The sequence below is a fragment of the Streptacidiphilus jeojiense genome, from assembly GCF_000719095.1.
GTDB lineage: Bacteria > Actinomycetota > Actinomycetes > Streptomycetales > Streptomycetaceae > Streptacidiphilus > Streptacidiphilus jeojiensis.
The window spans coordinates 81801-105988 of record NZ_JOEH01000015.1 but is presented as its reverse complement, the minus strand read 5'-3'; the positions used below and the strand labels follow the sequence as shown (position 1 = coordinate 105988).

The 24188-nt window shown below is 71.6% G+C and carries 16 protein-coding genes; 6 read left to right on the top strand and 10 right to left on the bottom strand.

Going from position 1 to position 24188, the window contains the following annotated elements:
- Positions 1-89: 89 nt before the first annotated feature.
- On the top strand, positions 90-3356 hold the full coding sequence (locus IF29_RS0120645) for a TIM-barrel domain-containing protein (RefSeq protein ID WP_380521657.1): 3267 nt from the start codon (positions 90-92) through the stop codon (positions 3354-3356).
- 12 nt (positions 3357-3368) lie between these two features.
- Here IF29_RS0120645 and IF29_RS0120640 read toward each other — a convergent pair whose 3' ends face one another.
- Complete coding sequence (locus tag IF29_RS0120640) at positions 3369-4370, bottom strand: LacI family DNA-binding transcriptional regulator (protein ID WP_030257023.1); 1002 nt, start codon at positions 4368-4370, stop codon at positions 3369-3371.
- Positions 4371-4755: 385 nt separating this feature from the next.
- On the opposite strand from IF29_RS0120640, the gene IF29_RS0120635 reads away from it, so the two are divergent.
- Both IF29_RS0120635 and IF29_RS0120630 read left to right on the top strand, forming a co-directional pair.
- A complete protein-coding gene (locus IF29_RS0120635) occupies positions 4756-6117 on the top strand; it encodes a glycoside hydrolase family 6 protein (protein ID WP_232242257.1) in 1362 nt (453 codons plus the stop codon).
- A gap of 11 nt (positions 6118-6128) precedes the next feature.
- Positions 6129-7076, top strand: coding sequence for a glycoside hydrolase family 6 protein (locus IF29_RS0120630; protein WP_030257017.1), 948 nt, complete (start codon positions 6129-6131; stop codon positions 7074-7076).
- 63 nt (positions 7077-7139) lie between these two features.
- Here IF29_RS0120630 and IF29_RS42215 read toward each other — a convergent pair whose 3' ends face one another.
- The 4 genes from IF29_RS42215 to IF29_RS0120610 all read right to left on the bottom strand — a co-directional run bounded on the left by IF29_RS42215 (position 7140) and on the right by IF29_RS0120610 (position 11596).
- Complete coding sequence (locus IF29_RS42215; protein WP_232242255.1) at positions 7140-7970, bottom strand: hydroxyacid dehydrogenase; 831 nt, start codon at positions 7968-7970, stop codon at positions 7140-7142.
- Between the two features lie 262 nt (positions 7971-8232).
- Entirely contained in the window at positions 8233-9075 is an 843-nt protein-coding gene (locus tag IF29_RS0120620; RefSeq protein ID WP_030257014.1) for a carbohydrate ABC transporter permease, read from the bottom strand.
- Between the two features lie 11 nt (positions 9076-9086).
- Positions 9087-10094, bottom strand: a complete 1008-nt coding sequence (locus IF29_RS0120615) for a carbohydrate ABC transporter permease (RefSeq protein WP_030257011.1) — start codon at positions 10092-10094, stop codon at positions 9087-9089.
- An 11-nt stretch (positions 10095-10105) separates the two neighbouring features.
- Positions 10106-11596 (bottom strand): ABC transporter substrate-binding protein, encoded by a 1491-nt coding sequence (locus IF29_RS0120610; protein WP_030257009.1) that lies wholly within the window; start codon positions 11594-11596, stop codon positions 10106-10108.
- 238 nt (positions 11597-11834) lie between these two features.
- Here IF29_RS0120610 and IF29_RS0120605 point away from each other — a divergent pair, with 238 nt between their 5' ends.
- Together IF29_RS0120605 and IF29_RS0120600 are read left to right on the top strand one after the other, a co-directional pair.
- A complete protein-coding gene (locus tag IF29_RS0120605) occupies positions 11835-12863 on the top strand; it encodes a LacI family DNA-binding transcriptional regulator (protein ID WP_084714694.1) in 1029 nt (342 codons plus the stop codon).
- Positions 12860-14875 (top strand): DUF2264 domain-containing protein, encoded by a 2016-nt coding sequence (locus IF29_RS0120600; RefSeq protein ID WP_030257005.1) that lies wholly within the window; start codon positions 12860-12862, stop codon positions 14873-14875. Before IF29_RS0120605 ends, IF29_RS0120600 begins: the two co-directional genes overlap by 4 nt.
- A gap of 55 nt (positions 14876-14930) precedes the next feature.
- On the opposite strand, the gene IF29_RS0120595 is transcribed toward IF29_RS0120600, so the two are convergent.
- The 4 genes from IF29_RS0120595 to IF29_RS0120580 all read right to left on the bottom strand — a co-directional run bounded on the left by IF29_RS0120595 (position 14931) and on the right by IF29_RS0120580 (position 21079).
- On the bottom strand, positions 14931-16640 hold the full coding sequence (locus IF29_RS0120595; protein ID WP_030257003.1) for a carbohydrate binding domain-containing protein: 1710 nt from the start codon (positions 16638-16640) through the stop codon (positions 14931-14933).
- Between the two features lie 182 nt (positions 16641-16822).
- Positions 16823-17704 (bottom strand): DUF72 domain-containing protein, encoded by an 882-nt coding sequence (locus tag IF29_RS0120590; RefSeq protein ID WP_030257001.1) that lies wholly within the window; start codon positions 17702-17704, stop codon positions 16823-16825.
- 80 nt (positions 17705-17784) lie between these two features.
- A complete protein-coding gene (locus IF29_RS47770) occupies positions 17785-19170 on the bottom strand; it encodes a PP2C family protein-serine/threonine phosphatase (protein ID WP_051725571.1) in 1386 nt (461 codons plus the stop codon).
- Between the two features lie 226 nt (positions 19171-19396).
- On the bottom strand, positions 19397-21079 hold the full coding sequence (locus IF29_RS0120580) for a hypothetical protein (protein ID WP_157623842.1): 1683 nt from the start codon (positions 21077-21079) through the stop codon (positions 19397-19399).
- 227 nt (positions 21080-21306) lie between these two features.
- Between IF29_RS0120580 and IF29_RS0120570 the strand changes: the two genes are divergently transcribed.
- Positions 21307-22005 carry a pyridoxamine 5'-phosphate oxidase family protein gene (locus IF29_RS0120570; protein WP_063757550.1) on the top strand — a complete coding sequence of 233 codons (699 nt, stop codon included), beginning with the start codon at positions 21307-21309 and terminating at the stop codon, positions 22003-22005.
- Here the strand turns inward: IF29_RS0120570 and IF29_RS0120565 are convergent.
- Positions 21992-23998, bottom strand: a complete 2007-nt coding sequence (locus IF29_RS0120565) for a laminin G domain-containing metallophosphoesterase family protein (protein WP_030256989.1) — start codon at positions 23996-23998, stop codon at positions 21992-21994. The genes IF29_RS0120570 and IF29_RS0120565 overlap by 14 nt on opposite strands.
- Between the last annotated feature and the right edge of the window lie 190 nt (positions 23999-24188).

Below are 24188 nucleotides of genomic sequence, written 5' to 3'. Positions count from 1 at the left end.
GGAGGGTGTGATGTCATGCCACGTACAGAGATTCCAACGATGGAATGGGGTGCGGCCCTCCCATGACAAGAAGCCCAGCGCAGCGCGTGATGCGCTTACTCCGACGGCGGGCCACCATCGTCGCACTGGCCGTCAGCATGGCGGCCATGGCGACGGTCGGTGCCGGACCGGCGTCAGCGGGGGAGTCGGCAGGGGCCGCCGCAGTCCACCGGCTCGCCACGGTGACCTCCGGCGGGGCGCGCTTCGAGGTGCTGTCACCGACGCTGATCCGCACGGAGTACGCGCAGGACGGCAGGTTCACCGACAGCGCGACCTTCAACGCCATCGGCCGCACCGCGTTCACGCCGACCAGCTACACCACCAGCACCTCCAACGGCTGGCTGACCGTCAGCACCAGCGCGCTCACCCTGCGGTACCAGGTGGGGTCGGGCGCGTTCAACGCCCAGAACCTCTCCGTGCAGCTGTCGGCCGGCGGGGCGCCGGTCACCGCCACCCCGTGGCAGCAGCTGACCTGCAGCCTGGGCGCCCTGTGCGAGGCCGAGCGCCTGTCGTACAGCGGGCTCAGTACCGCCACGGACCACACCGGCTACACCGGCTCCGGCTTCCTGGCCGGCTTCCAGGGGACTGGCAACTCGCTGTCGGCCGACGTCGACGTGGCCGCGTCCGGCACTTACCAGTTCGACACCCGCTACGCCAACTCCGTCGGCGGGGACGGCCAGTCCACCACGCGAACACTGACCCTGTCGGTGGACGGCGGCGCGAGCCGCACGCTGAGCCTGCCGACCACCGCCAACTGGGACTCCTGGAGCCTGGCGACCACTTCGGTGCAGCTGGGTGCCGGACACCACACGGTCACGCTGGCCAGGACCGCCACCGACTCCGGCAATGTGAACATCGACAGCGTGGCCCTGGTGAACCCGGGCGCCGCCTACCCGCCGGTGTCCACGACCGCGATCACGGACTGCCGGCTCGCGGTGGGCTGCGAGGCGGAGGCCGCCCGCCTCGGCGGCTCGGCCGTCGTGGCCACCGACCACACCGGCTACTCCGGCAGCGGGTTCGTCGCGGAGCTGAACCAGGGGTCGAGCGTGTCGGCCCATCTGGTCGGCGTACCGGCCGACGGCAGCTACGCACTGCAGGTGCGCTACGCCAACGGCACCGGCGGCGACGGTCTCTACCAGACCCGCAGCGCCACCGTGTCCTCCGGCGGTACGTCACAGACCCTGTCGCTGCCGGTCACCGGAGGCTGGGACAGCTGGCAGACCGCCTCGGTACCGGTCACGCTCAAGGCCGGCGCCGACGACCTCACCATCGGCTGCCCAGCGGCCACGAGCTGCCATGTCAACCTCGACACGGTGGCCGTCACCGCGGCCGGTGCCCCCGCCCCGCAGCCGCACCTGGCGCTCGGCGGCTACCGCCGCAGCCTCGACGGCGTCAACGGCGACAACGGCGCACCGGCGACCACGCCCGGCCTGCTGTACCAGGACGGCTGGTACCTGCTCGACGACACCACCTCCGCCCTGTACGACACCGGCACCCGACAGGTCACCCAGCGTCCCTCGCACGGCGGCACCCCGTACCAGGACGGCTATGTCTTCGGCTACGGGCACGACTACCAGCAGGGCCTGTCCGACCTGGCGACACTGACCGGTCCGGCCGAGCTGCTCCCGGAGTGGGCCTACGGGGTGTGGTACTCGGAGTACATCGACCGCACTGCCGCCGACTACGAGAACACGATCCTGCCCGCCTTCCGCTCCGAAGGCGTGCCACTGGACGTCCTGGTGACCGACACCGACTTCAAGTCCCCCAACACCTGGAGCGGTTGGGAGATCGACACCGCCAAGTTCCCTGACCCCAAGGCGTTCTTCGACTGGTCCGCCTCCCAGGGCCTGCACAACACGCTCAACATCCACCCGAGCATCCTCAGTTCCGACCCGCAGTTCGCCCAGGCCCAGGCGACCGCCAAGGGCAAGCTGCAGAAGGGCGGTTGCGCACCTGCCGCCAGCAGCGGCGCCGGAGACTGCTACACCTTCGACTTCGGCGACCCCGACCAGCTGAAGGCGTACCTGAACCTGCATCAGACCATGGACCAGCAGGGCAACGACTTCTGGTGGCTCGACTGGTGCTGCGACTCCTCGCAGTCCTCGGTGCCCGGCGTCACCCCCGACGCCTGGATCAACCAGCAGTACGCAACCGACGCCGACAAGTCCATCGGCCGCGGCTTCGTGCTCTCCCGTGCCTACGGCTCCCTGCAGTCCGGCGGCAACGCAGCCCTGCCGACCGGGCCCTGGGCCGACAAGCGCACCACCGTCCACTTCACCGGCGACACCTCCTCCACCTGGGGCACCCTCAAGGCGGAGGTCGGCTACACCCCCGGTGAGGCGGCCGCCACCGGCATGTCGGCGATCAGCCACGACATCGGCGGCCACAACGACACCACCGGGCTGACCGGTTCGGAGACCTACACCTCCGGCGGACAGACCCTCACCACCCACAAACTCCCCGACGACCTGTACGCGCGCTGGGTCCAGCTGGGCACCTTCCAGCCGATCGACCGCCTGCACAGCAACCACAGCGACCGTCTGCCCTGGCAGTACGGGACCGCCGCCCGCGCCTCGGCCGACAAGTTCCTCAACCTGCGCGAGAACCTGGTGCCGTACACCTACTCGCTCGCCGAGCAGGCCAATGCCACCGGCGTCCCGGTGACCCGCCCGACCTACCTGGAGTACCCGGACGAGCCCCAGGCGTACGCCACCGCCGGCAGCGAGTACTTCTACGGCCCGGACATGCTGGTCGCCCCGGTCACCACGCCCGGCACCACCGCCACCACCTCGGTGTGGTTCCCACCCGGCCAGTGGACCGACTACTTCACCGGACAGACCTACACCGGCGGCACCACCCAGTCCGTCACCACCGGCCTGGACACCATGCCGGTGTTCGTCAAGGCCGGTGCGATCATCCCCACCCGCACCGACGACGTCACCAGCAACGACCAGTCCCCGCTGACGAAGGTCACCCTCACCGTCGCCGCGGGCGCCTCCGGCTCCTACACCCTCTACGAGGACAACGGGACCACCACCAGGCCCGGCCACGGCGCCACGACCGCGATCCGGTACCAGGAGAGCGGCACCAGGCGCACGGTGACGATCAGTCCGACCTCCGGATCGTTCCCCGGCCAGGTGCAGTCCCGGCAGTGGACCGTCCTGCTCGCCGGTGTCACGGCGCCGGCCGGCAGCGTCAGCGCCGACGGTTCCCGACTGTCCCCCGACGACTACCACTTCGACAGCGCGACCCGCACCCTGTCCGTCACCCTGCCCCGGCAGAGCGTGCACCGGCCGGTCACCGTCAGCTTCGGCTGACGGCCTCCGCGGTCACGTCGACTCCCTGACCACCAGTTCGGTGGGCAGGATCAGCGGAGTCGGCTCCTCACCGTCGATCAGGCGGACCAGCATGCGGGTCATCTCGCGGCCGAGCGCGATGATGGGCTGCCGAACGGTGGTGAGGGCCGGCCGGGTGTGCTGGGCCGCCCGGACGTCGTTGAAGCCGACGACCGCGACGTCGCCTGGTACCGTACGGCCGCGCTCGCGCAGCACCCCGAGGGCGCCGGCCGCCATCGCGTCGGAGGCCACGAACACCGCGTCCAGGTCCGGGTGTTCGTCGAGGAGCCGGCTGGTGGCCGCGGCACCGCCGGCCTCGGTGAAGTCGGCGTGGGCCACCCGGTGGTCGCTCAGCCCGGCCAGCGCCATCGCCTCGCGGTAGCCCAGGTAGCGGGAGACGCCGGCGTTCAGGTCCTGCGGACCGGTGACGGTGGCGATGCGGCTGCGTCCGGTGGCGACCAGGTGTTCCACGGCCTGCCGGGCTCCACCGCGGTTGTCGGCATCCACGTACCAGCGCGGTGTCCCGTCCAGCGGACGGCCGCCGTGGACCACCGGGACGCCTCCGGCCTCGGCCACCTTCGCTAGCGGGTCGTTCTCGCGCAGCGCCAGCAGCATGACCCCGTCCGCGCCCCGTGACTGCAGGATCCGGGCGAGTCTGCTCCGGCCGCGCTCCGAGGCGGCCAGGACCAGCAGGAGTTGGAGGTCGGTCTCCTCGATGACCGCGTTGACGCCGGCGATCACCTCGGCGAAGAAGAGGTTGGCGAACAGTGCGGGGTCGTCGCTGGAGATCGCCAGGACGACCGCACCGCGGCGCTGGGAGGCGAGCGACCGGGCCGCCATGCTGGGCACGTAGCCGAGCTCCGCGATGGCGCTCTGCACGGCCAGTCGGGCCTTGGCGCTGACGTGGTGGCGATCGTTGATGACCCGCGAGACGGTGCCCCGGGAGACACCGGCGCGCTCCGCCACCTCGTCGAGCGTGGGCTGCCGATTGCTCATGTACGAGCTGCTCCTGTTCCTGCATCGCGGACGGGGACCACCAGAACTGTATGCCTCGCCGGCCGCCGCGCCCCAGGGCCCGGCGGTTCTCGGCGACGCAGGTACCTCCGATCCAGTGCCAACCGGCTTTTCTGTGAGCGGTTACAGTCTGAACAACACCATTGAACTGGGTTGACGCCGCAGTTTCGGACCGGTGTTGACGTCTGCTCCCATAAAAACTGGGAGCGGTAACAGTCGCAGGCTAGAAGGACGCCCCGCCGTCTGGGAAGTGTTTCGACGGGGAAAATTATCCGAGTCGCAGCCGTTGACACGGCCGGTGGCCGACGCGACCATCGAGCACTGACGCCGCTCCGGGCCGGGACCCTGCCATCGAAGAGGTCCCGTCATGCCGATCCACCCGCACCTGCGCAACTTGCGCAACAGACCGCTCGCCCTGCTGACCGTCGTCCTCATGACCGGCCTCGGCCTGGCCGTGACGGGCTCGGCCACGGCCGCCGCGACCTCACCCGCGGACGCCACCGCCGCCTCCACCCCAACCTCCACCCCAACCTCCAGTTCCTCGACCCGCACCCTCGCCCCCGGCACCCGCTTCTACGTCAACCCGGACGGCCTTGCGGCGAAGCAGGCGAGGACGGACCTGTTCCGGCACGACCTCGCCGACGCCACCGCCATGGCGAAGCTGGCCAGTTGGCCCGGCGCGACCTGGTTCGGCGACGACACGCCCGCCCAGGTGAACCACAAGGTGAAGGACCTGGTCCGGAAGGCCGCGGCGCAGCGGTCGGTTCCGGTGCTGGTCGCCTACGACATCCCGTTGCGCGACTGCTCGCAGTACTCGGCGGGCGGAGCCCAGTCGGACGCCGACTACCAGGCGTGGATCGCGGCGTTCGCCAAGGGCCTGGGCCGGAGCAAGGCCGTCGTCATCCTGGAGCCGGACGCCCTGGCAAACCTGCCCTCGGACTGCGGCGCGGCCACCGACCCGACCGGCGCGCTCAGCGCGGCCCGACTCGCCGACCTCAGGTACGCGGTCGGCGTGCTGGAGGCACAGCCCGGTGCCTCGGTCTACCTCGATGCCGGGAACAGCCACTGGCTCGCCGTCGGCGACGCCGCCTCCCGGCTGATCCGGGCCGGAGTGGCCCAGGTCCAGGGCTTCTCGCTGAACGTCTCCAGCACCCAGCCGACCGCCCAGTCCGATCAGTACGGCACCTGGGTCGCCAAGTGCATCTGGTTCGCCACCGAGGGGCCGGCCTGGGCCGCGGGCCACACCAACTACTGCGCGAGCCAGTACTACTCGGCCTCCGCCCCCAACGACTCGCTGCCCGGCGACAAGGTGTCCGCCAACGACTACAGCACCTGGCACTGGACCGACGCCTGGTTCGACAAGAACGTCGGCACGCCGCCCGCGGACCAGCTCACCCATTTCGTCGTGGACACCAGCCGCAACGGCCAGGGCGTTTGGACGCCGCCCCCGGGCAAGTACGCCGGTGACCCGCAGACCTGGTGCAACGCACCGGGCCGCGGCATGGGTGCCCGTCCGACCGCCGACACCCAGGTCCCACTGGCGGACGCCTACCTGTACGTGAAGACGATCGGCACCTCCGACGGCCAGTGCAACCGCAGCATCCCTGGCGGGACCGTCGATCCGGAGTACGGGGCCGTGGACCCGGTCGCCGGGGCCTGGCGGCCCGAGATGGCGCTGACGCTGGTCGGCAACGCCGACCCGGTCCTGACCTTCAACCGGAACCGGTGAGGGGGCCCGCCATGCGCCGCAGCGCCCTGCTCGGCACCGTCCTGCTGGCCTTCGCGTGCTGCCTGTTCGCAGCGCCGAGCGCCTCCGCCGACCCGCTCTCGGGAACGAGCGGCTTCTACGTCAACCCCGCCTCGGCCCCGGCGGCGTGGGTGGCGGCCAACCCGTCCGACCCGAGGGCGGCGAGTATCCGGTCCGCCATCGCTGCCGAGCCGATCGCCCGCTGGTTCGGGGACGACGGCGGCGACATCGGTACGGAGGTGAGCAGCTATGTCGGTACGGCCTACAGCCACGGCAAGGTGCCGGTGCTGGTCGCCTACGACATCCCCGACCGGGACGCGTGCAGCGGCTACTCGGGCGGCGGCGCGAGCAGCGTCAGTGCGTACGAGTCCTGGATCTCCACCTTCGCCGCGGCCGTCGCCGCCCGGCCCGCCGTGGTGGTGATCGAGCCCGACGCCCTGTCGGACTACAGCTGCCTGACGGCGGCTCAGCAGTCCTCGCGGACCGCGATGCTGCTGTTCGCGACCCGGATGTTCCAGACGAAGGCGATCGACACCTGGGCCTACCTGGACGCCGGACACACCAACTGGGTGGCTCCGGCGACCATGGCGGCCGAGCTGAAGGCCGCCGGTGTGGCCAACATCCGCGGTTTCTCGGTGAACGTCTCGAACTTCTACACCACCGGCTCGTCGGAGACCTACGCGGGCTCCATCAACGCCTCGCTCGGCGGGAGTTCGCACTTCGTGGTGGACACCAGCCGCAACGGCAACGGCTCGGACGGCGAGTGGTGCAACCCGTCCGGGGCGAAGCTGGGGACCACCCCGCAGTCGGGCGGCGGAGCCGACCTGCTGCTGTGGGTGAAGACACCGGGGGTCTCCGACGGGGAGTGCGGTACCGATCCGACCACCCCCGCCGGAACCTTCGATCCGGCGCTGGCCGTCGCGCTGATCAACGGAACATGACGGACGCCGCCTGAACACCGTTGCAGGGCAGGGAACCTGACGGACCCTGCCCCGTACCGCGGCTCAGGCCGACCGGGAGAGCTCGTCCCAGCGCACCAGCCCCTGCAGGGCCTGACCTGCCGTCAGCCGTTCCGCCTCGGCGGCGGTGAACTCCCCGAGCAGTCGCCGCTCGCGCCCCGACGCCCCGGCCACGTGCGGGGTGATCAGCACCTCGGGCAGCGACAGCAGCGGGTGGTCCGGCGGCAGCGGCTCCGGGTCGGTGACGTCCAACACCGCGGCGAGACGGCCGGCGCCGCACTCCTCCGCGAGCGCCTCGTGGTCGAGCAGCGAGCCTCGGGAGGTGTTGACGAGCACGGTTCCGTCGGGCAGCAGCCCCAACCGCCGGCGGTCGAACATGTGCCTGGTGGACGGCAGTTCCGGGGCATGGACGGTGACCAGGTCGCAGCTGCGGCAGAGGGCGTCGAGCCCGGTGAGCTCGGCGCCCATCGCCGAGGCGGCCTCCGCACCGAGGTAGGGGTCGGCCAGCAGCACCCGCGCGCCCGCCACCACCAGGCCCGCCACCACCAGCCGTCCGACCCGGGACGCCCCGACCACGCCCACGGCCCGGCCGCGCAGCCCGATGCCGGTGGGCGTGGTCACCTGCCGCTCGTCCACCGGGACGCGGCGGCCCGCCGGCAGTACCCGCTTGGCCGCCAGGACCAGTGCGGCGAGGGTGTACTCGGCGACGGGCACGGCGTTGACCCCGGCCGCCGAGGACACCTGTATCCCGCGCTCGAACACCTCCGGACCGACGAACGCCTTGACCGAACCGGCCGAGTGCAGCACGGCGCGCAGCCGCGGGGCCCGGTCCAGCACAGCGGCGTCGATCGGCGGGCCGCCCCAGCCGGTGACCACGACCTCGGTGTCGGCGAGGTCGACGCCGCCCAGGCTCGGGTAGGGGGCCGCGCAGGTCCAGGCTGCGGCCGAGGCGGGCCAGCACGTCCGGCGGGAAGACGGCGGCGGTGTGGACGGGGTCGAACGCCAGGACTGCGGGCAGGCCGGCCACGCGGACTCCTTCTCTGTTGGTTTCCCTGTGGGGGTACGTGGTCTTCACGGGTACGTGCTGCGCCCCCGGCAGACGCGCTGCCGGGGGCGACAGGTCGGTCGTCCGCAGGGCCTACTCCTTGACCGCTCCGGCGAGACCGTTGACGAAGTACCGCTGCAGCCCGAGGAAGACGGCGACGATGGGCAGCAGGGTGATCACCGACCCGGCGCAGACCAGCGTCCAGGCGGTGGAGTTCTCGCCGAGGAAGGTGAACATGCCGACCGTGAGCGTGTGCAGGTCCGGCCGCGACAGCGTGAACACCAGCGGGACGAAGAAGCTGTTCCAGGCGTTGATGCAGCTGAACAGCGCGACGGTGGCCAGCATCGGCCCGGACAGCGGCAGCATGATCCGCCAGAACACCTGGTGGAAGTCGGCTCCGTCCACCCGGGCGGCCTCCTCCAACCCCCGGTCGATGGTGGAGAAGTAGCCCATGAACAGGAAGGTGCCGAAGACCATGCCGCTGGCCGACTGCACGATGATCAGCGCCCACAGGGTGTTGAGCAGGTGCAGTCGCTGGATGAGGTCGAACACCGGGATGATGGTGTAGCCGTGCGGCAGGAACAGCGTCGCGCCGATCAGGGCGAGCACGGCCTTCCTGCCGGGGAACTCGGTGCGGGCCAGGACGTAGCCGGCCATGGCGGTGGCCAGCACGGTGAGCACGACGGTCCCGCCGGCGAAGAGCACGGTGTTGAGGAAGTAGCGGCCGAAGTCCCCCTCCTCCCAGGCCTGGCTGTAGTTGGACCACTGCGGGTGGGTGGTGAACGGGTCAAGACCGGTGGCGAAGAAGTCGTCGTCGCTCTTGAGCGAGCCGCCGACGGCCCACAGGAACGGGTAGAGCCAGAGCAGTCCGCCTGCGGTGAGGGCCAGGTAGAGCAGGCCGCGCCTGCCGGTGCGGGCGATCGGGCCGGTACGCATGGGGGCACCTTTCACAGCGCTGAGCCCGCGCGTCGCCGACCCAGCCGGCGCAGGGCCAGCACCTGCGCGGCGGAGAAGAGGATGAGCAGCAGGCCGTAGAGGAAGGAGGCGGCGGAGGCCAGGCCGACGTCGGGCTGGACCGCCCCGGAGCCGGAGCCGCCGCCGAAGGCCAGGTGGTAGATGTAGGTGTTGACGACCTCGGTGGCGAAGTAGGGGCCGCCGCCGGTGAGCACCTGCACCAGGTCGAACACCTGGAAGCTGCCGATGAACGCCAGCACCACGATGACCACCCCGACCTGGCGCAGCATCGGCAGGGTGATGGAGAAGAAGCAGCGGACCGGCCCGGCGCCGTCGATCCGGGCCGCCTCGTAGAGTTCGGCCGGGATGGTCTGCAGCCCGGCCATGAAGTAGACCAGGTTGTAGCCGAGGGTGTGCCAGATGCCGATCGCGATGACCACCGCCAGCGCGGTGTGCGGGTCGCCCAGCCAGTCGATGTGACTGCCGGTCAGCCCGGTCCCGGCGAACAGGCTGCCGGCCGCGTCGCCGAAGTTGGACAGCATCAGCTGCATCACCACGCCGACCACGGCGGCGGAGGTGACCACCGGGACGAAGTAGACGGTGCGGAAGAACATCCGGAACCGCAGCCTGGGGTTGTTCAGTACCAGCGCCAGCATCAGCGCGATCAGCAGCTGCACCGGGACCAGCACGAACGCGTAGACGAAGGTGTGCTCGACCGCGCCCCAGAAGATGGAGTCGTGCAGCACCTGGCGGAAGTTGGCCAGCCCCACGAAGTTCGACGGGCTGCCGATGCCGTTCCACTGGTAGAAGGTGTAGCCGAGCGAGGCGAAGATCGGGTAGACGACGAAGGCCAGTACCAGCACCGCCATCGGCGCGAGGTAGGCGTAGGACCAGCCGGCCGCGCGTACCCGCCGGCGCAGGCCGGTGCGGCGGACGGGAGCGGGCTCGGGCGTACCGGCGGGGTCCGGCCTGCGCCGGAGCCCGGGAGCGGAGAGGGTCATCGGGCCGCCGCTCAGGCCTTCGCTGCGGTGTACGGCCGGGTCGGGTCCCAGTCGGCGAACACGTAGTCGGTCATGGCGGCCTTCTTGCCGCCCTTGGCCACTGCGGCCACAGCGGTGGAGAGGAGCTGCTCCTTCTCGCCGGCCAGGCTGCTCAGCGCCGACTGCAGGTCCTTGATCTGCCCGGTGTAGACGCCGGTGACCAGGTCGCCGATGTCGGACTTGGGGGCCTGCGGGGCGACCCCGGCCAGGTCGGGGTTGCGGATCACCGGCACCGGGCCGGTCAGTTCCTGCGCCGTCATGGCGACGAAGGCGGCGAAGGGCTTGGAGTCGATGCCGGCCGGTGCGTTGTCGGCCGGGTAGACCGAGACGCCGTTGAGGTCCTGCACCCAGCGGCGTCCGGCGGCGGGCGAGGTCAGCGCGTCCACCCACTGGAAGGCCTGTTGCGGGTGCTTGGTCCTGGCGGAGACCGCGGCGAAGGCGCCGGTGCCGACCGGGTCGGCGTAGTAGAAGGCCTTCGGTGTCGCCCCGGGGGAGGGGAGGGTGACCAGGCTGTAGTCGGTGAACCTGTGCTGGGTCCACTCGGGCTGGTTCCACACCCCGCCGACGGTCATGCCGAACCTGCCGCGCTCGAAGAAGGCGCGGGCCGCCTCGTCGGACAGGCTGAGCGAGTCGGGGTAGAAGTAGCCGCGCTGCTTCCACTGCACCATCAGGTCGAGGAAGTCGGCGTAGGAACGGTCGCTGGCGTAGGTCCACCTGCCGACGCGCAGGTCCAGGCCGGTGCCCGATCCGCTGGGAGCGCCGCCGGGGGCACCGGCCCCGCGCACGAACAGGTCCAGCCACCAGGCCATCAGTCCCATGTTGTCGCCGTTGCCGAAACCGAAGCCGTACGTCTTACCGCCGGACTTCCTGGTGATGGCGTCGGCGGCGGCGCTGACCTCGTCCCAGGTGGTGGGCGTCTTCACGCTGCCGTCCGGGTTGGTCAGCCCGGCGGTCCTGAACACGCCGTTGTGGATGTAGAGCTGGTACTGCGGGGCGGAGCCCTTGAGCGGGGCGGAGTAGACCTTGCCGCCGAAGACGTTGGCGCCTTCGATGAAGGTGCCGGCCGGGAAGCGGGACTGCCAGGAGGCGGTGGCCCACTGGTCGAGCGGGAGCAGCCAGCCGCGGTCCACCTGCTCGGCCAGTCCGGGGCTCTGCGGGACCATGAACACGTCCGGGGTGGAGCCGCTGCGGTAGGCGAGGGCGACCAGGTCGGCGTACTTGGCGGAGACCTGGGTGGTCTTCTTGACGGTCACGCCCGCATGGGCCTTCTGGAAGCGGGAGATCTCCCCGTCGACCCAGGGCGCCTGGGTGACGTACCAGTCCCAGTAGGCCAGCCCGGAGCCGCTGCCGGAGCCGGATCCGCTCGATCCGCAGGCGCTGAGCGCACCGCCGGCGGCGACCGCGCCGGCGGCGAGTGCCGAGCCGCGCAGGAAGGTTCTTCTGGACAGGGGCGAGGCGGTCATCTGCATGGACCTTCCGTGAGGGGAAGACGATGTAACGTTCATGGAAACGTTTACAGTGACGGGACGCTAGGTCCTGCCTGGAGAGCCGTCAATACTCCGCGCAGAATTCGCGAGTAGGTGTAGTCGGAGAGGGTCATCCTGTGTAACGTTTGCATCCGCGTTACACGATCCACTCGTACCGGAGGGCAGAACCATGGCACGTGGCCGCAGCTCGAGCGGGCGGCCGACCATCCGCGACGTGGCGGAGCGCGCGCAGGTCTCGGTCGCCACGGTCTCCCGCATCCTCAGCGGCTCCTACACCGCGCCGCCGGAGACCCAGGAACGGGTGATGAAGGCCGTCGAGGCCCTCGACTACGTCGTCAACGCCAATGCGCGCTCGCTGAACGCCAGGTCCGGACTGGTCGCGGTGGTGGTCAACGACATCACCTCGCCGTTCTTCATGAACGTCGCCTCCGGAGTCGAGGAGCAGGCCATGGCCGACGGCCGGGTCTGCATCGTCTGCTCCACCCAGGGCGTCCCCGAGCGCGAGCTCTCCGTCATCGAACTGCTGCGCGCCCGGGGGGTGGAGGCGGTGATCCTGGTCGGCGGCATGGCCGAGGGCGAGCAGCACCTCGGCCAACTCGCCGCAGCCGCCGAGGCGCTGGACCGCGCCGGGGCGCGCATGGTGCTCTGCGGACGCTCCTGGGCCGGGCCCGACGCTCCGATCGACGTGGTCGAGAGCGACGTGGAGGGGGGAGCGTTCGCCGCCACCAACCACCTGCTCTCCGCCGGCCACACCCGGGTCGCGCACCTGGCCGGACCGCACGAGTTCAGCGTCGCTCGGCAGCGCCTGCACGGCTACGAGCGCGCGCTGCGGGCCTACGGCATCGAACCCGACCCCGCCCTGATCGCGAGCAGCGACATGACCCGGGAGACGGGTTACGCCGCCGCCCGCACCCTGCTCACCGGCACCGATGCCACCGCGGTCTTCTGCGCCAACGACATGAGCGCGGCCGGCGCCGTCGCCGCCGCCCGCGACCTGGGGCGCTCCGTGCCCGACGACGTGTCGGTCGTCGGTTTCGACGACATTCCGCTGGCCGAGGACGTCTACCCCGGCCTCACCACCGTGCACGTGCCGCAGCAGGAACTGGGCCGGTCCGCCACCCGGCTGGCGCTGCACCGGCGGGCCGGGGACCCGCCGCGCCGGCACGTGATGCTCGGCTCGCACATCGTCGTCCGGCAGTCGGTGGCACCGCCGGCCCGCCTCTCCGGAAAGGGGACCCCGTGATACCCGGCGACGACCGTCGGACCTCCCCGTACACCGGTTGGACCCGGGCCCACTGGGAGGAACTGGCGGACCGTCAACTCCTGGCGGTGCGGCCGTTCGCCACGCGGCGTCACGGACTGGTCGAACCGGTGGGCCCGGCCAGCCGCAACGGACGCCGCAGCGACGGGCTCGAAGGCTTCGCCCGCACCTTCCTGCTGGCCGGGTTCCGACTGGCCCAGGGTGGCGACGACGACCCCGCAGGCCTCGCCGAGTGGTACGCCGAGGGGCTGGCTGCCGGCTCCGACCCGGCCGCGGAGGACGCCTGGCCGCTGCTGGACGCGTGCGGCCAGGCCAAGGTGGAGTGCGCCTCGGTGGCCATCGCCCTGCACGAGTCCCGGCCCTGGATCTGGGACCGGCTCGACGACCGGGTGCGGCAGCGGATCGTCGAGTGGATGACCGCGATGCACGGCACCGAGGTCCCCGACAACAACTGGGTCTGGTTCCGCGCCGTCACCTCGGCCTTCCTGCGCTCGGTCGGCGCGCCGTTCCACGAGCCGGACATCGAGCACGCCGTGGCCCGCACCGAGCACTGGTACGCCGGCCACGGCTGGTACTCCGACGGCGGCCACCGGGAGTCGGACGGCCCGCAGTCGGACGGCCCGCAGTCGGGGCGCGGCCTGCGGAACTTCGACCACTACTCCGGCTGGGCCATGCAGTACTACCCGCTCTGGTACTGCCGCGTCTCCGGCACCGACGCGGACCCCGCGCTGCTGCCCCGCTACAGCGAGCGGCTGCGCCGCTACCTCGACGACGCACCGTTCCTGGTCGGCGCGGAGGGCAGGCCGCTGCTCCAGGGACGGTCGCTGACGTACCGTTATGCGACCCTGTGCCCGCTGTGGGTCGGCGCGGTCTTCGACGCCACCCCGCTGAAGCCGGGGCTGACCCGGCGTCTGGCCAGCGGCACGCTGCGGCACTTCGCGGAACGGGGCGCCTTCGACCCGCGTGGTCTGCAACCCCTGGGCTGGCACCGCGAGTTCACCGCGCTGCGGCAGCCGTACTCCGGGCCGGGCTCGCCGTACTGGTCCAGCAAGGGCTTCGCCGGGCTGGTACTGCCCCGGGACCACCCGGTGTGGACCGAGGCGGAACTGCCGCTGCCGATCGAGGAGGGCGACTTCCGCCGCAGACTGGCCGCCCCGGGCTGGCTGGTCAACGGGACCGCCGCCGACGGGGTGGTCCGGGTGGTCAACCACGGCAGCGACCACGCCGGGTCGGGGCCACCGGCGGCCGAGGCCGACGACCCGGCGTACGCGCGGCTGTGCTACTCCACCCACGCCTTTCCCGACAGCGGCGACGAGGCCCTGAACGATCCCCTGGACTCCCACGTAGCCCTGCTCGACTGGACCGGACGCCCGTCCCACCGCCGCCCGCTGACCCGGCTCCAACTGGACGAGCAGGTAGCGTCCTCCCGGCACCGGGCCCACTGGCCGCTCGGACCGGTGCCGGCGCCCTACGCGGACGGGCCCGCCGCACCCGCGTTCCGGGACGGACCGTGGATCACCACTGCCTCGGTGCTGCACGGGCCGCTCGAAGTCCGGCTGGTCCGGGTGGACGGTGCCACGGACCAGCCACTGCGGCTGCGCGTGGGCGGGTACTGCCTCGCGGACGACGCGCCGCTGTCGGTGCAGACCTCCGCCGATCCCGGCCCCGACCCCGCTGCCTGGCTGCGCCGGCCCGACGGCCTGGCCTCCACCGTGGTCGGCCTGCGCGGCTTCGACCGGGCGGGTGTGGCCGGGGCCCGCGACGCCAACGCCCTCGGGCGGCACTCCGCGACGCCGTGGCTGGCCACCTCGGGCGCGGTCGTCCCCGGCGAGCTGTATGCCGCGCTGGTCTGCCTCTCCGGCACGGCGGCAGGGCCGGACACCGCCGAGGGGCTGCTGGTCGACGTCACGTCAGCCGAGGACGGTGCGCTGCTCGCCACCGTCGGTTGGGGCGACGGCAGGAGGGACAGCGTGCGCCTGTCCCCGCCGCAGTGAGCACGGCGGGGACAGGCGGGCCCTGCGCGGGTGGTGCCGGTACCCGGCCGGCTGCCTAGCCGAGGGTGAAGTCGTCCGCGTAGACGTTGGCCTGGCCGTACCAGCCGTGGACGAAGACGGTGACGGTGCCGCTGCTGCCGGTGGTGAAGGAGGTCGACAGCTGGTTCCAACTGGTGCTGTTGGACCAGGTGCTGGCGCTGGCGCCGCCGCTGACGCCGATGTAGGCGTACGGGCCCTGGACCCAGCCGGTCAGGGTGTAGGTGTGGTTGGGGGACAGCGTGACCGTCTGGTCGCACTCGCCGGTGCTGCTGGCGCTGGGCACGACCTGCAGGGCGTGGCTGCCGGAGTGGACCGGGCTGGAGACCACCGCGCTGCCGGCGGCGCAGGTCCACGGGCTGAGGCTGCCGGTCTCGAAGCCGGCGTTGGTCAGCGAGCCGCCGCCACCGCCGCCGGAGGTGGTGCTGGTGACGGTCAGGGTGTAGGTCGCGCTGTGGCTGCCGGTGGAGGCGGTGCCAGTGACCGTGATCGGGTAGCTGCCCGCGGCCACGGAGGAGCCCACCGTCGCCGTCAGCGTCGAACTGCCGCCGGAGGAGACGGAGGTCGGGCTGAGCGAGACGGTGACGCCGGAAGGCGCGCCGGACGCGGAGAGGCTGACCGACTCGGCGCTGCCGGAGGTGACCGCCGTGGAGACGGTCGCGGTGGCGGAGCCGCCCTGGGCGACCGACGCCGAGCCCGGTGAGACGGCGAGCGAGAAGTCACTGGTGGTGGTGCCGCCACCGCCGCCCGAGCTGCCCTCGTACGGTACGAACGCGTCCGTGAAGGCCAGGCTGTTCTGGCTGATCTCGCTGCAGGTGGACAGCGAGTTGGCGGTGCCGCTGCAGGGCTGGTCGCGGTCGACCGACCAGAACGCCAGCCGTCCGACGCTGTGCTGCACGGCGAAGCTCTCCACCGTCTGGGCGTCGGCGAGGGTGAAGGTCGAACCGTCGTCGTTCTTGCCGATCATCGGGGTGATCCCGAGGTTGGCGTAGGTGTAGCTGGAGTCGACGGCCTGCATCTGCGCCAGAGTGGCCTGAGCGGCGGCGACCGAGCCCTGGCCCATCTCGGTGCCGGTGCCGGAGTAGTAGTCCATGGTCATGATGTTGACCACGTCGATCTTGATGCCCGCGGTCTTGGCGGCCTTGAGGATGTTGATGCCGTCGTTGGTCAGCCCGCTGGCCAGCACCGGCAGGGTCATCGAGAACTGCAGGCCGGGGTTGGACGCCTTGAGGTCCTTCATCGCCTGCATCTGCCGGGCTGCGGCGGCGGTGTCCGCGACTGCGGCGCCCTCGACGTCGAAGTCCAGCTGGGTGACCCCGTAGTCGTTGATGATGGCCTGGTACCCGGCGTCGATGCTGCTCTGCGTGGAGCAGGTCCAGGCGAGCGGCTCACCGGCGGAGCCGCCGGAGGAGACGATCACGGAGGCGCCCTCGGACTTCGCCTTGGCGATCAGCGGGTCGGTGTAGGAGTCGGCGCCGATGGGGAGGGTGTCGCCCCAGATCTGGGTACAGCCCTCGCCGAGCACGAAGGCCGCGGTGTAGGCCTTGAGGCCGTGTCCGGTGATGGCGGTGTCGAGCATGCCCTCCTGGCCGTTGGACATGTCGACGTAGGGGGCCACGGAGTAGACGCTGCCCGTGGCGGCGCTGCTGGTGGGGGCCAGAGCGACGACCGCGCCGGCGGTCGTGAGCGCGAGAGCGCAGGCGGAAGCTGCAAGCTTTGCCAGGTGCATGACAGTTATCCCTTTCGGGGGATGCCCCGTCGGGCGTGGGGGTGTGGGGGTCGTGCGGCGCAGGCCTGGCGTTGGTACATACCAAACAACCTGTACGGGTCCACGTCAAGAGGACTAGACCAAATTCCTGGACTGCCAGGCAACTCCCAGTGCAGTACCAGCAGATGACGATGCGTCGGCTGTCAGAAGAGCGTCGGCGGGCCGGTGGGGACCGGCTCGGGGAGCGGTTCGAGCCCGGGGACCAGACTGCTGACGCCGTCGTGGAAGCGGCGGGCGAGGGAGAGCGCCTGCTCGTTGTCCGGGGTGTGCAGGAACACCGTGGGGGAGCGGCCCTCGCGCAGCCAGTCGGCCACCGTGCCGGTCCAGTGGCGCCAGCCCGCCGCGGTGGGCTGCGCACCGTCCCGTCCGAGCTGCTCCTGTCCGAGCTCGTCCCTGCCGATGTAGCGGACCACCGGGTGCTCGGTCAACGCCCGTGACCTGCGCGGGAGTCGGGGCTTCTTCTGCCAGGCCTCCCGCTCCGCCGCGCTGCTGGGCGGGGCCGCGAACAGGTCGGTGGTGTCGAACGAGGTCCACTCGGCACCGACGTCGTTCAGGACCCCCTCCAACCGCCGTTCCCAGCGCGGGTCCTCGAAGAACGCCGGGTGCCGCACCTCGACCGTGCAGCGGAGCCCGCGCGGTACCCGGTGCAGGAACGCGGCGAGCGTGCCGAGGTCCGACGGGCCGAAGGACGCCGGCAGTTGCACCCACAGCGCGTGCACCCGCGGACCGAGCGGTTCGACCACGTCCAGGAAGGAGCGCAGCAGGCCGTCGGTGTCGGCCAGCCGCCGCTCATGGGTGATCTGCTTGGGCAGCTTGAGCAGGAACCGGAAGTCCGGTGCGGTCTGCTCGGCCCAGGAGGCTGCCGTGGCCGCGGACGGCGTGGCGTAGAAGGTGGTGTTGCCCTCCACCGCGTTGCACCAACTCGCGTACGCGCGCAGCCGTTCCCGGGGCGGGAGCGGGTGCGGCAGCAGGCTGCCCTGCCAAGCGGCGTGCGTCCACATCGCACATCCGACGTGGAGTTTCATGCCCGTCAGCCTAATGCAGGCCCAGTGCCCGAACGTGCCCTGCACGCGGTGCGGCGCCCGGGCCCGGCGGGTCGCCCGGCTCAGTCCTGGATACGGGCGGCCAGGACGGCGATGTCGTCGTCGGGGACGGCGGGGGTGACGTCGGCCAGGACCTGGTCCAGCAGTTGCTCCAGGGGTGTGCCGCTGCGCGGGCGTTGCAGCCGGGTGAGCCTGGCCAGCGAGGCGTCGATGTCCTCGGTGCGGCGCTCGACCAGACCGTCGGTGTAGAGCAGCAGCACCTGCCCGGGGTCCAGCGGGTGGACCACCGCCTCGTAGTCGCCCAGGCCGGTCCCCAACGGGGGGCCGGTGGGCACCGAGAGCAGCTGCGCCGTCCCGGCGGGCCGCAGCAGGGTGGGCGGCAGATGCCCGGCGCTGGCGAAGGTGGCCCGGTGGCGCGCGGGCTCGACCAGGGCGAGCAGGCAGGTGGCGGGGCGGGTGGCGTCGCTCTGCGAGGTGAGGTGGTCCAGCTGCCGCAGGATGCGGTGCGGCGGCAGGTCGGTGGCCGCGACGTAGCGCAGCAGCGTGCGGTAGGCGCTCATGTCCACGGCCGCCTCGACCCCGTGGCCCATGACGTCGCCGATGACCAGCAGGGTGCGTCCGAAGGACAGCCTGATGGTCTCGAACCAGTCGCCGCCGACCATCGCGGAGGTGCCGCAGGGCAGGTAGCGCGAGGCCAGCTCCAGGTTGGCGTGCGGGCTGCCCGGCTCCGCCAGCAGGGCGCGCTGGAGCTCCATGGTCAGGTCCTGGGCCAGCGCATGGCGGCGGGCGTTGTCGATGCTCCGCGCGGCCCGGTCGGCGACGGCCTGGATCATCGCGTGGTCCTCCCCGAAGGGCACGAAGGACACCCCGTGCGCGGACCTGAGCAGCGAGAGGACCCCGATGAGCTGCCCCCGGGCCCGCAGCGGGACCAGCAGCACCGACCTGCCACCGGCAGCGCCCGCGTCGATCTCGCAGGAGAAGACCTCGGCGGGCGTCCCGTCGCCGGGGGCGCTGCCGCTGTGCCGGTTGTCCAGCAGGACCAGGCCGCTCTCCAGGCACTGTGATGTCGGACACTCCGGCTGGTGCCGCACCCAGGTACCGACCGGTGCCGGGGTCTCCGGGCCGAGGCGCAGCGCCGGGACCGCCTCCAGGGCGGTCCGCTGCGCACGCAGCGGACCCGAGCTCAGGGTCAGTCCGGCCGGGAGCGCCTCGGGGGGCAGGATCTCCACGCTCGCCAGATCCGCGAACCGGGGCACCGCGAACCTGGCCAGTTCGGCGCAGGTGGCCTCCAGGTCCAGCGAGGTGCCGATGCGTTCGGATGCCTCGTTCAGCAGCACCAGCCGCTCACGCTCGGCCAGCAGATCGCGCAGGTCGCCGGTGCCGGGGGCCGCCGAGGCCCGCACCGCTTCACCGTTGCCCGGGCCGGCGCCCGATCCCTCGGAACGCACCCCGCCTCCCTGGTCCGATCCCCGTCCCGAAAGAACAATCATCGGACCCTGAGACCCCTCACGCATCCCGGAAACGTGGCAGCCGACGTCGATACACGGAGATCCTATGTCGCCGCAGAGGCAACTCGGCGGCCAACAAACCCACAATTTCACACACCCGCCGCCTCCGCCGCGGCAGCGCGGAAGTGACGCAGGATGCAGGTGCGACTACGGTGACCGCGCAGTCTCACACCGTGTCCGTCGGCCGGAGCCCCGGCTCCAGCACCATGGCACTGATCTCGACGGCGGCGCGCTCGCCGACGGCGGGCCGCCGGAGCAGGCGGTCCAGCCGGGGGACGGCGACGCGACCGACCCGGACGTCGTCGATCCCGGTGCGGCAGGAGATGGTGAGTTCGTTCTTCCCGGTGAAGACGACGCCTGTGACATCGGCCCAGGGAACCCGGTGTCCACGCCACATCCTGCGAATGCGCAGTCCGAAGGCGTCCGCGGTGATCCGCCAGCTGATCACCTGGAGGCAGGCCACCGCCCCGGAGCACAGCAACGGCACCCAGAGGATCAGGGTCCACCACCTGGAGGCCACCATCAGGGCGACGACCGCGCCGGATATCAGCAGGGTGAGTGCCGCGACTGCGCGGGTCGCCGCATCCGCCTGCCGGCGCACCGGTCCGCTCGCCGGTGCCATGGCGGCGAGGGCCTGCTGGACCTGGGCCTCGGTGACGATGCTGGGCGCGGCCTCGCGTTCGGCGGTGCGAGCGTAGGAGTCGGCGGCGGCACCTCGTCGTATCGCGGAGATGTTCACCTCGACGAGCCACTGTCCGGCCTCCGTCGCGCTCGCCAGCACCAACTCGGCGCCCCCGCACGGCGCCCCGTAGAGCAGCCCCTGCCGGAGTGAGGTCCACTGCCCGTCGTGCGGCTGGTAGTTCAGCACGGGGTGCAGGGCGTCGGTGTCGTCCGCCGCGAATATCTCGGTGCGGCCGTGGTTGCGGCGGGTCAGCACGCGCAGCACCGGCACCGGGCCACGGCGCAGCGCGGCATCGCGTCGGTGGGCGAGCAGGCCCCAGCCGAGCAGGGTCAGGCCGAGGGCGGCGCAGAGGAGGGCCACCGCCTGCCGGTCGGTGGGGTCGCCGTAGGGCTCGGAGGCCAGCCGCATCCAGTCGCCGTGCACCAGCACCCGCACGGTGCTGCCGTTCCGGTAGCTGCCCTGCACGTCGAACCGGTGCCGGGTGCCGTCGGGCAGGCGGACGGTGAGGGTGTAGTCGTCGTTGTCGACGGCCACCACGCGGGCGTCCTGCGCGGTGGCCGTAGCGGCTGTGCGGTCGTCGGCGCGGTCGTCCAGGACGATGCCCGCGATCAGGACGGCGGCCACCGTGCAGGCCAGTGCACCGGCGACCCAGCGGATCAGGCCCCGGCGCAGCCACGGCCCGCCCGGCGCCGGGGCGGAGGCGGTGATGCCGCCGGCCGCGTCGCGCACCGCCGAGCGTGCCTTCCGCCTGGTCCGCAGCCGGGTTGCCATGGCTGCCCAGCCCCAGCAGAGTGCCACCACCACGACGGTGTCCGCGATCTTCTCGCCCGCGCCGCCCTGCCAGGTGGACGGTTCTGTCATCCACAGCAGCAACAGCGGCGCGGAGACGACGGCCAGTTCGGGAAGCAGGAACAGCCACAGCAGATGCGGCAGAAAGGCCATAGTCCCGACCGCGTCGAGCCAGTCCGTCGTGCAGGGCGCCGTCGCCGAGCACGCCGGGCAGGCCGGCGAGAGCACGATCGCCGCGACCACGGATCCGAACAACAACAGAGCCGGACCCAGCGGTCGGGCCCAGAGAGGAACACGGATGGCCGCCCAGCGTCCGGCGTCGGCGGCAAGCCAGGGTCTCGCGGGCACATCCGCCGGGGAGACCGGGATGATCGTCATCCCGGCATTATGGGGCTACTGGCTGTCTGCGGGCTGAGCGCGGAATGGCCGCCGCTCGCGCCCGATCGGCCAGAGTGGGTCCGCTCTGAGGGCCATCAGTCCGGTGCGGACGGCATCAAGCGCGCATATGCCGATTTGTCCCTGAACAGACCCCGATTCGGGATGGATCCTGGCTCGTTCCGGGTACGGATGAGCGACAGAGGACCGTCGGACGGAGGGGGACTCCAGTGGACGACCAGCTGTCAGGGAAGGGCTCGATCGGGGAGCACCTGTTGCAGTGGGAGTTCGGCACCGCCGAGCGGGCCGGGGCCTTCTACCGCGACCAGGTGCTGGACCACCTCAACCCGCGGATGCGGGAGTTCGTCTCCTGGCAGGAGATGGTGTTCGTGGCGACCGCCGACGGCGAGGGGGAGTGCGACTGCTCGTTCCGGGCCGGGCCGCCGGGGTTCGTCCAGGTGCTCGGGGACACCTCGCTGACCTACCCCGACTACCGGGGGAACGGGGTGATGGCGAGCCTGGGGAACTGCAGCGAGAACGCCCACATCGGGCTGCTGTTCCTGGACTTCGACGTGCACCGGATCGGACTGCACGTCAACGGCACGGTCCGGCTGGTGCAGGACGAGCAGATGCGTGCGGAGCATCCGGATCTGCCGGTCGACCCGGTGCCCGGCCGCCGCCCCAGGATCTGGGTCGAGGTGTCGGTCCAGGAGGCGTACATCCACTGCTCCAAGCACATCCCGCGGTTGGCGAAACTACCGAGCGGCGGCCGGGCCTGGGGCACGGACGACGTGCGGCGCAAGGGCGGCGACTGGTTCGGTGCGGCGGCCGAGCAGCGGATCGCGGCCGCGGACGGCCAGCCGCAGCAGCCCGAACCCGTGGAGCGGGGTTCGGGCCACCGCGCGCCCGCTCCGGTCAGGCGTTCATGAACTGACCGGGCGTCAGCGCCCGTCCGGTGATCCGGACGTCACCGATGGTGCCGTGGAAGACCTGGTTGATGGCGCCGGCCCACTGGTAACCGCCGAGCAGGAACGGCATGCCCAGGGCGGTCAGTCCGACGGCGGTGCTGGTGGGGTTGCGGCCCTCCTCGCAGCCGTTGACGTAGAGCTTGCTGATCCGGCCGTCGTTGACCACGGCGACGTGCCACCACTGCTCCTGCTGGAGCAGGTGGCTCCAGGCGGTGGTGGCCCCGTTCTGGTTCAACGGGTAGACGTTCCACTGCAGTTCGATGGAGCTGGACAGGCTGAGGGTGAGGATGGGCTCCTCCGCGGTGGCGGTGGGGCCGTTCTTGCCCGCCTGCCCGGCGCTGCCGGCCCGGCTGAGCATCGCCGACCAGCCGTTACGGCCGCCGTCCCAGTCGGAGGGCACCTTGAAGAACGCCTCGAAGGTGTAGCCGTGGGCGAAGGTCTCGCCGTTGATCGGCGCCTGGTCGACCGTCTGCAGGTACGAACCGCTGACCGGGTTGCCCTGGCCGGCGAAGACCAGGCCGGCGTGGGCGGGCTGGTCGGGGTGGTGGTCCGCGGTCCAGCTGAGCGAGTGCGCCGGGGTGCCCGGGGCGCTGCGCAGCACCAGGTCGTTGCCCTTCCCGGTCTGGTCCTTGATGACCGTGTCCGCGGCCACGTCGCTGCCGGCCGCCCCGCCGTCGTCGAAGCGCCAGTAGGCGAGGGTGCCGGGCAGCAGCATCCGCCGGGCCGGTCGGGCCTTGCGGGCCGGGACCGGTGCGAAGCCGGCGAAGCGCTGGTCGAAGTCGATCTCCATGGAGAAGTAGTCGACCTTGGAGGTGAGTTCGAGCTCCTGCGCGGCGAGGGCGTTGGCCTCGTCCTTCTCCACCAGCTCGCGGATCCACGGGGAGAAGGTGGCGATGTCGACCATGCCGCGGTTGAGGTCGAAGCGGTACGAGCGGATCATGCCGGCGCCGCCGTAGTACCGGTCCTGGTAGTTGGTGATGTGCAGCTGCACGTCGTTGCCGGCGCTGTTCTTCAGCACGGTGCTGCCGGGCGGCCAGTAGTGGCCGTTGAGGGTGAGGAAGATCTGGTCGTTGTCCTTGATCAGTCCGTCCCACAGCTGCTGCCCGTAGGCGGACAGGCTTGCCGCGCCGTCCTCGTCGGCGCCGACGATCTCATGGGTCGTCACGATCACCGGCAGCGTCGGGTTGTCGGCGATGACGGCGTTGGCCCAGGCGAAGCCCTGCTCCGACAGCCGCCAGTCCAGCGACAGCAGCATCCACTTGCGGCCGCCACCGGTGAAGACGTGGGCGGTGTTGTAGCCGTCCGGGCTGGAGGAGTGGTAGCCCGGCGTCCTCCTGGCCCGGGCCGGGCCGAAGGTGTCCAGGTACGGGGTGCTGCCGCGCTGGTCGGTGCCGGAGACGTCGTGGTTGCCGGCCAGCACGCCGTACGCGGCCCCGGCCCGGTCGAGCAGGTCGAAGACCTTGGTGGCCGCGGCGTACTCCTCGGCGAGGCCGTTGTTGGTCACGTCGCCGAGGTGCGCCAGGAAGACGATGTTCTCGTCGGGGCCGCCGGCCCGGCCGGCCGGGTCCAGGACGTAGCGGAACGAGGCCTCCATGGGCACCGGGTGGATCCGGTCCTCGTCGAACATGTACTGGGTGTCCGGCATCACGACGACGGTGAAGCGGGGGTTCTCCGGGTCCGGGCTCCAGGTTCCGCGCGGGGCGGGCACCATCGTGGTCAGACCGTACGGGTCGTCGTCCGCGCCACCGCCGTTGCCCTTCCCGGCTCCGCCGGTCGAAGCGTACGCGGGGGTCTCGGTGAGCAGCCCCACGGCCGCGGCCCCGGCGCCGAGCGCACCGGCCCGGTGCAGGAAGGTGCGGCGGCTGGACGCGGCGATGCCGTCGCCGTCGAGGTCAGCGGTGCGGGGGCAGCCGCAGTCGGCCGCGTGCTGGTCGTCCCCAGGAGTGCTGTGCATGTCCGCTCCAATGTGCCGAGTATTCGAACGGAGTCACGCTAGGGACGCCCCGGGTACGCCGGACCCGCGCGCCGGGTACCGGCGGTCGAACACTCCCCCAACAGCACCCCCACCCGCACCGCGCTGCAGGGGCGGCGCTGATCTGGTCCGGTCAGCTGCACACGTCCCCGCACCCCTCGGTCCCGGCCGG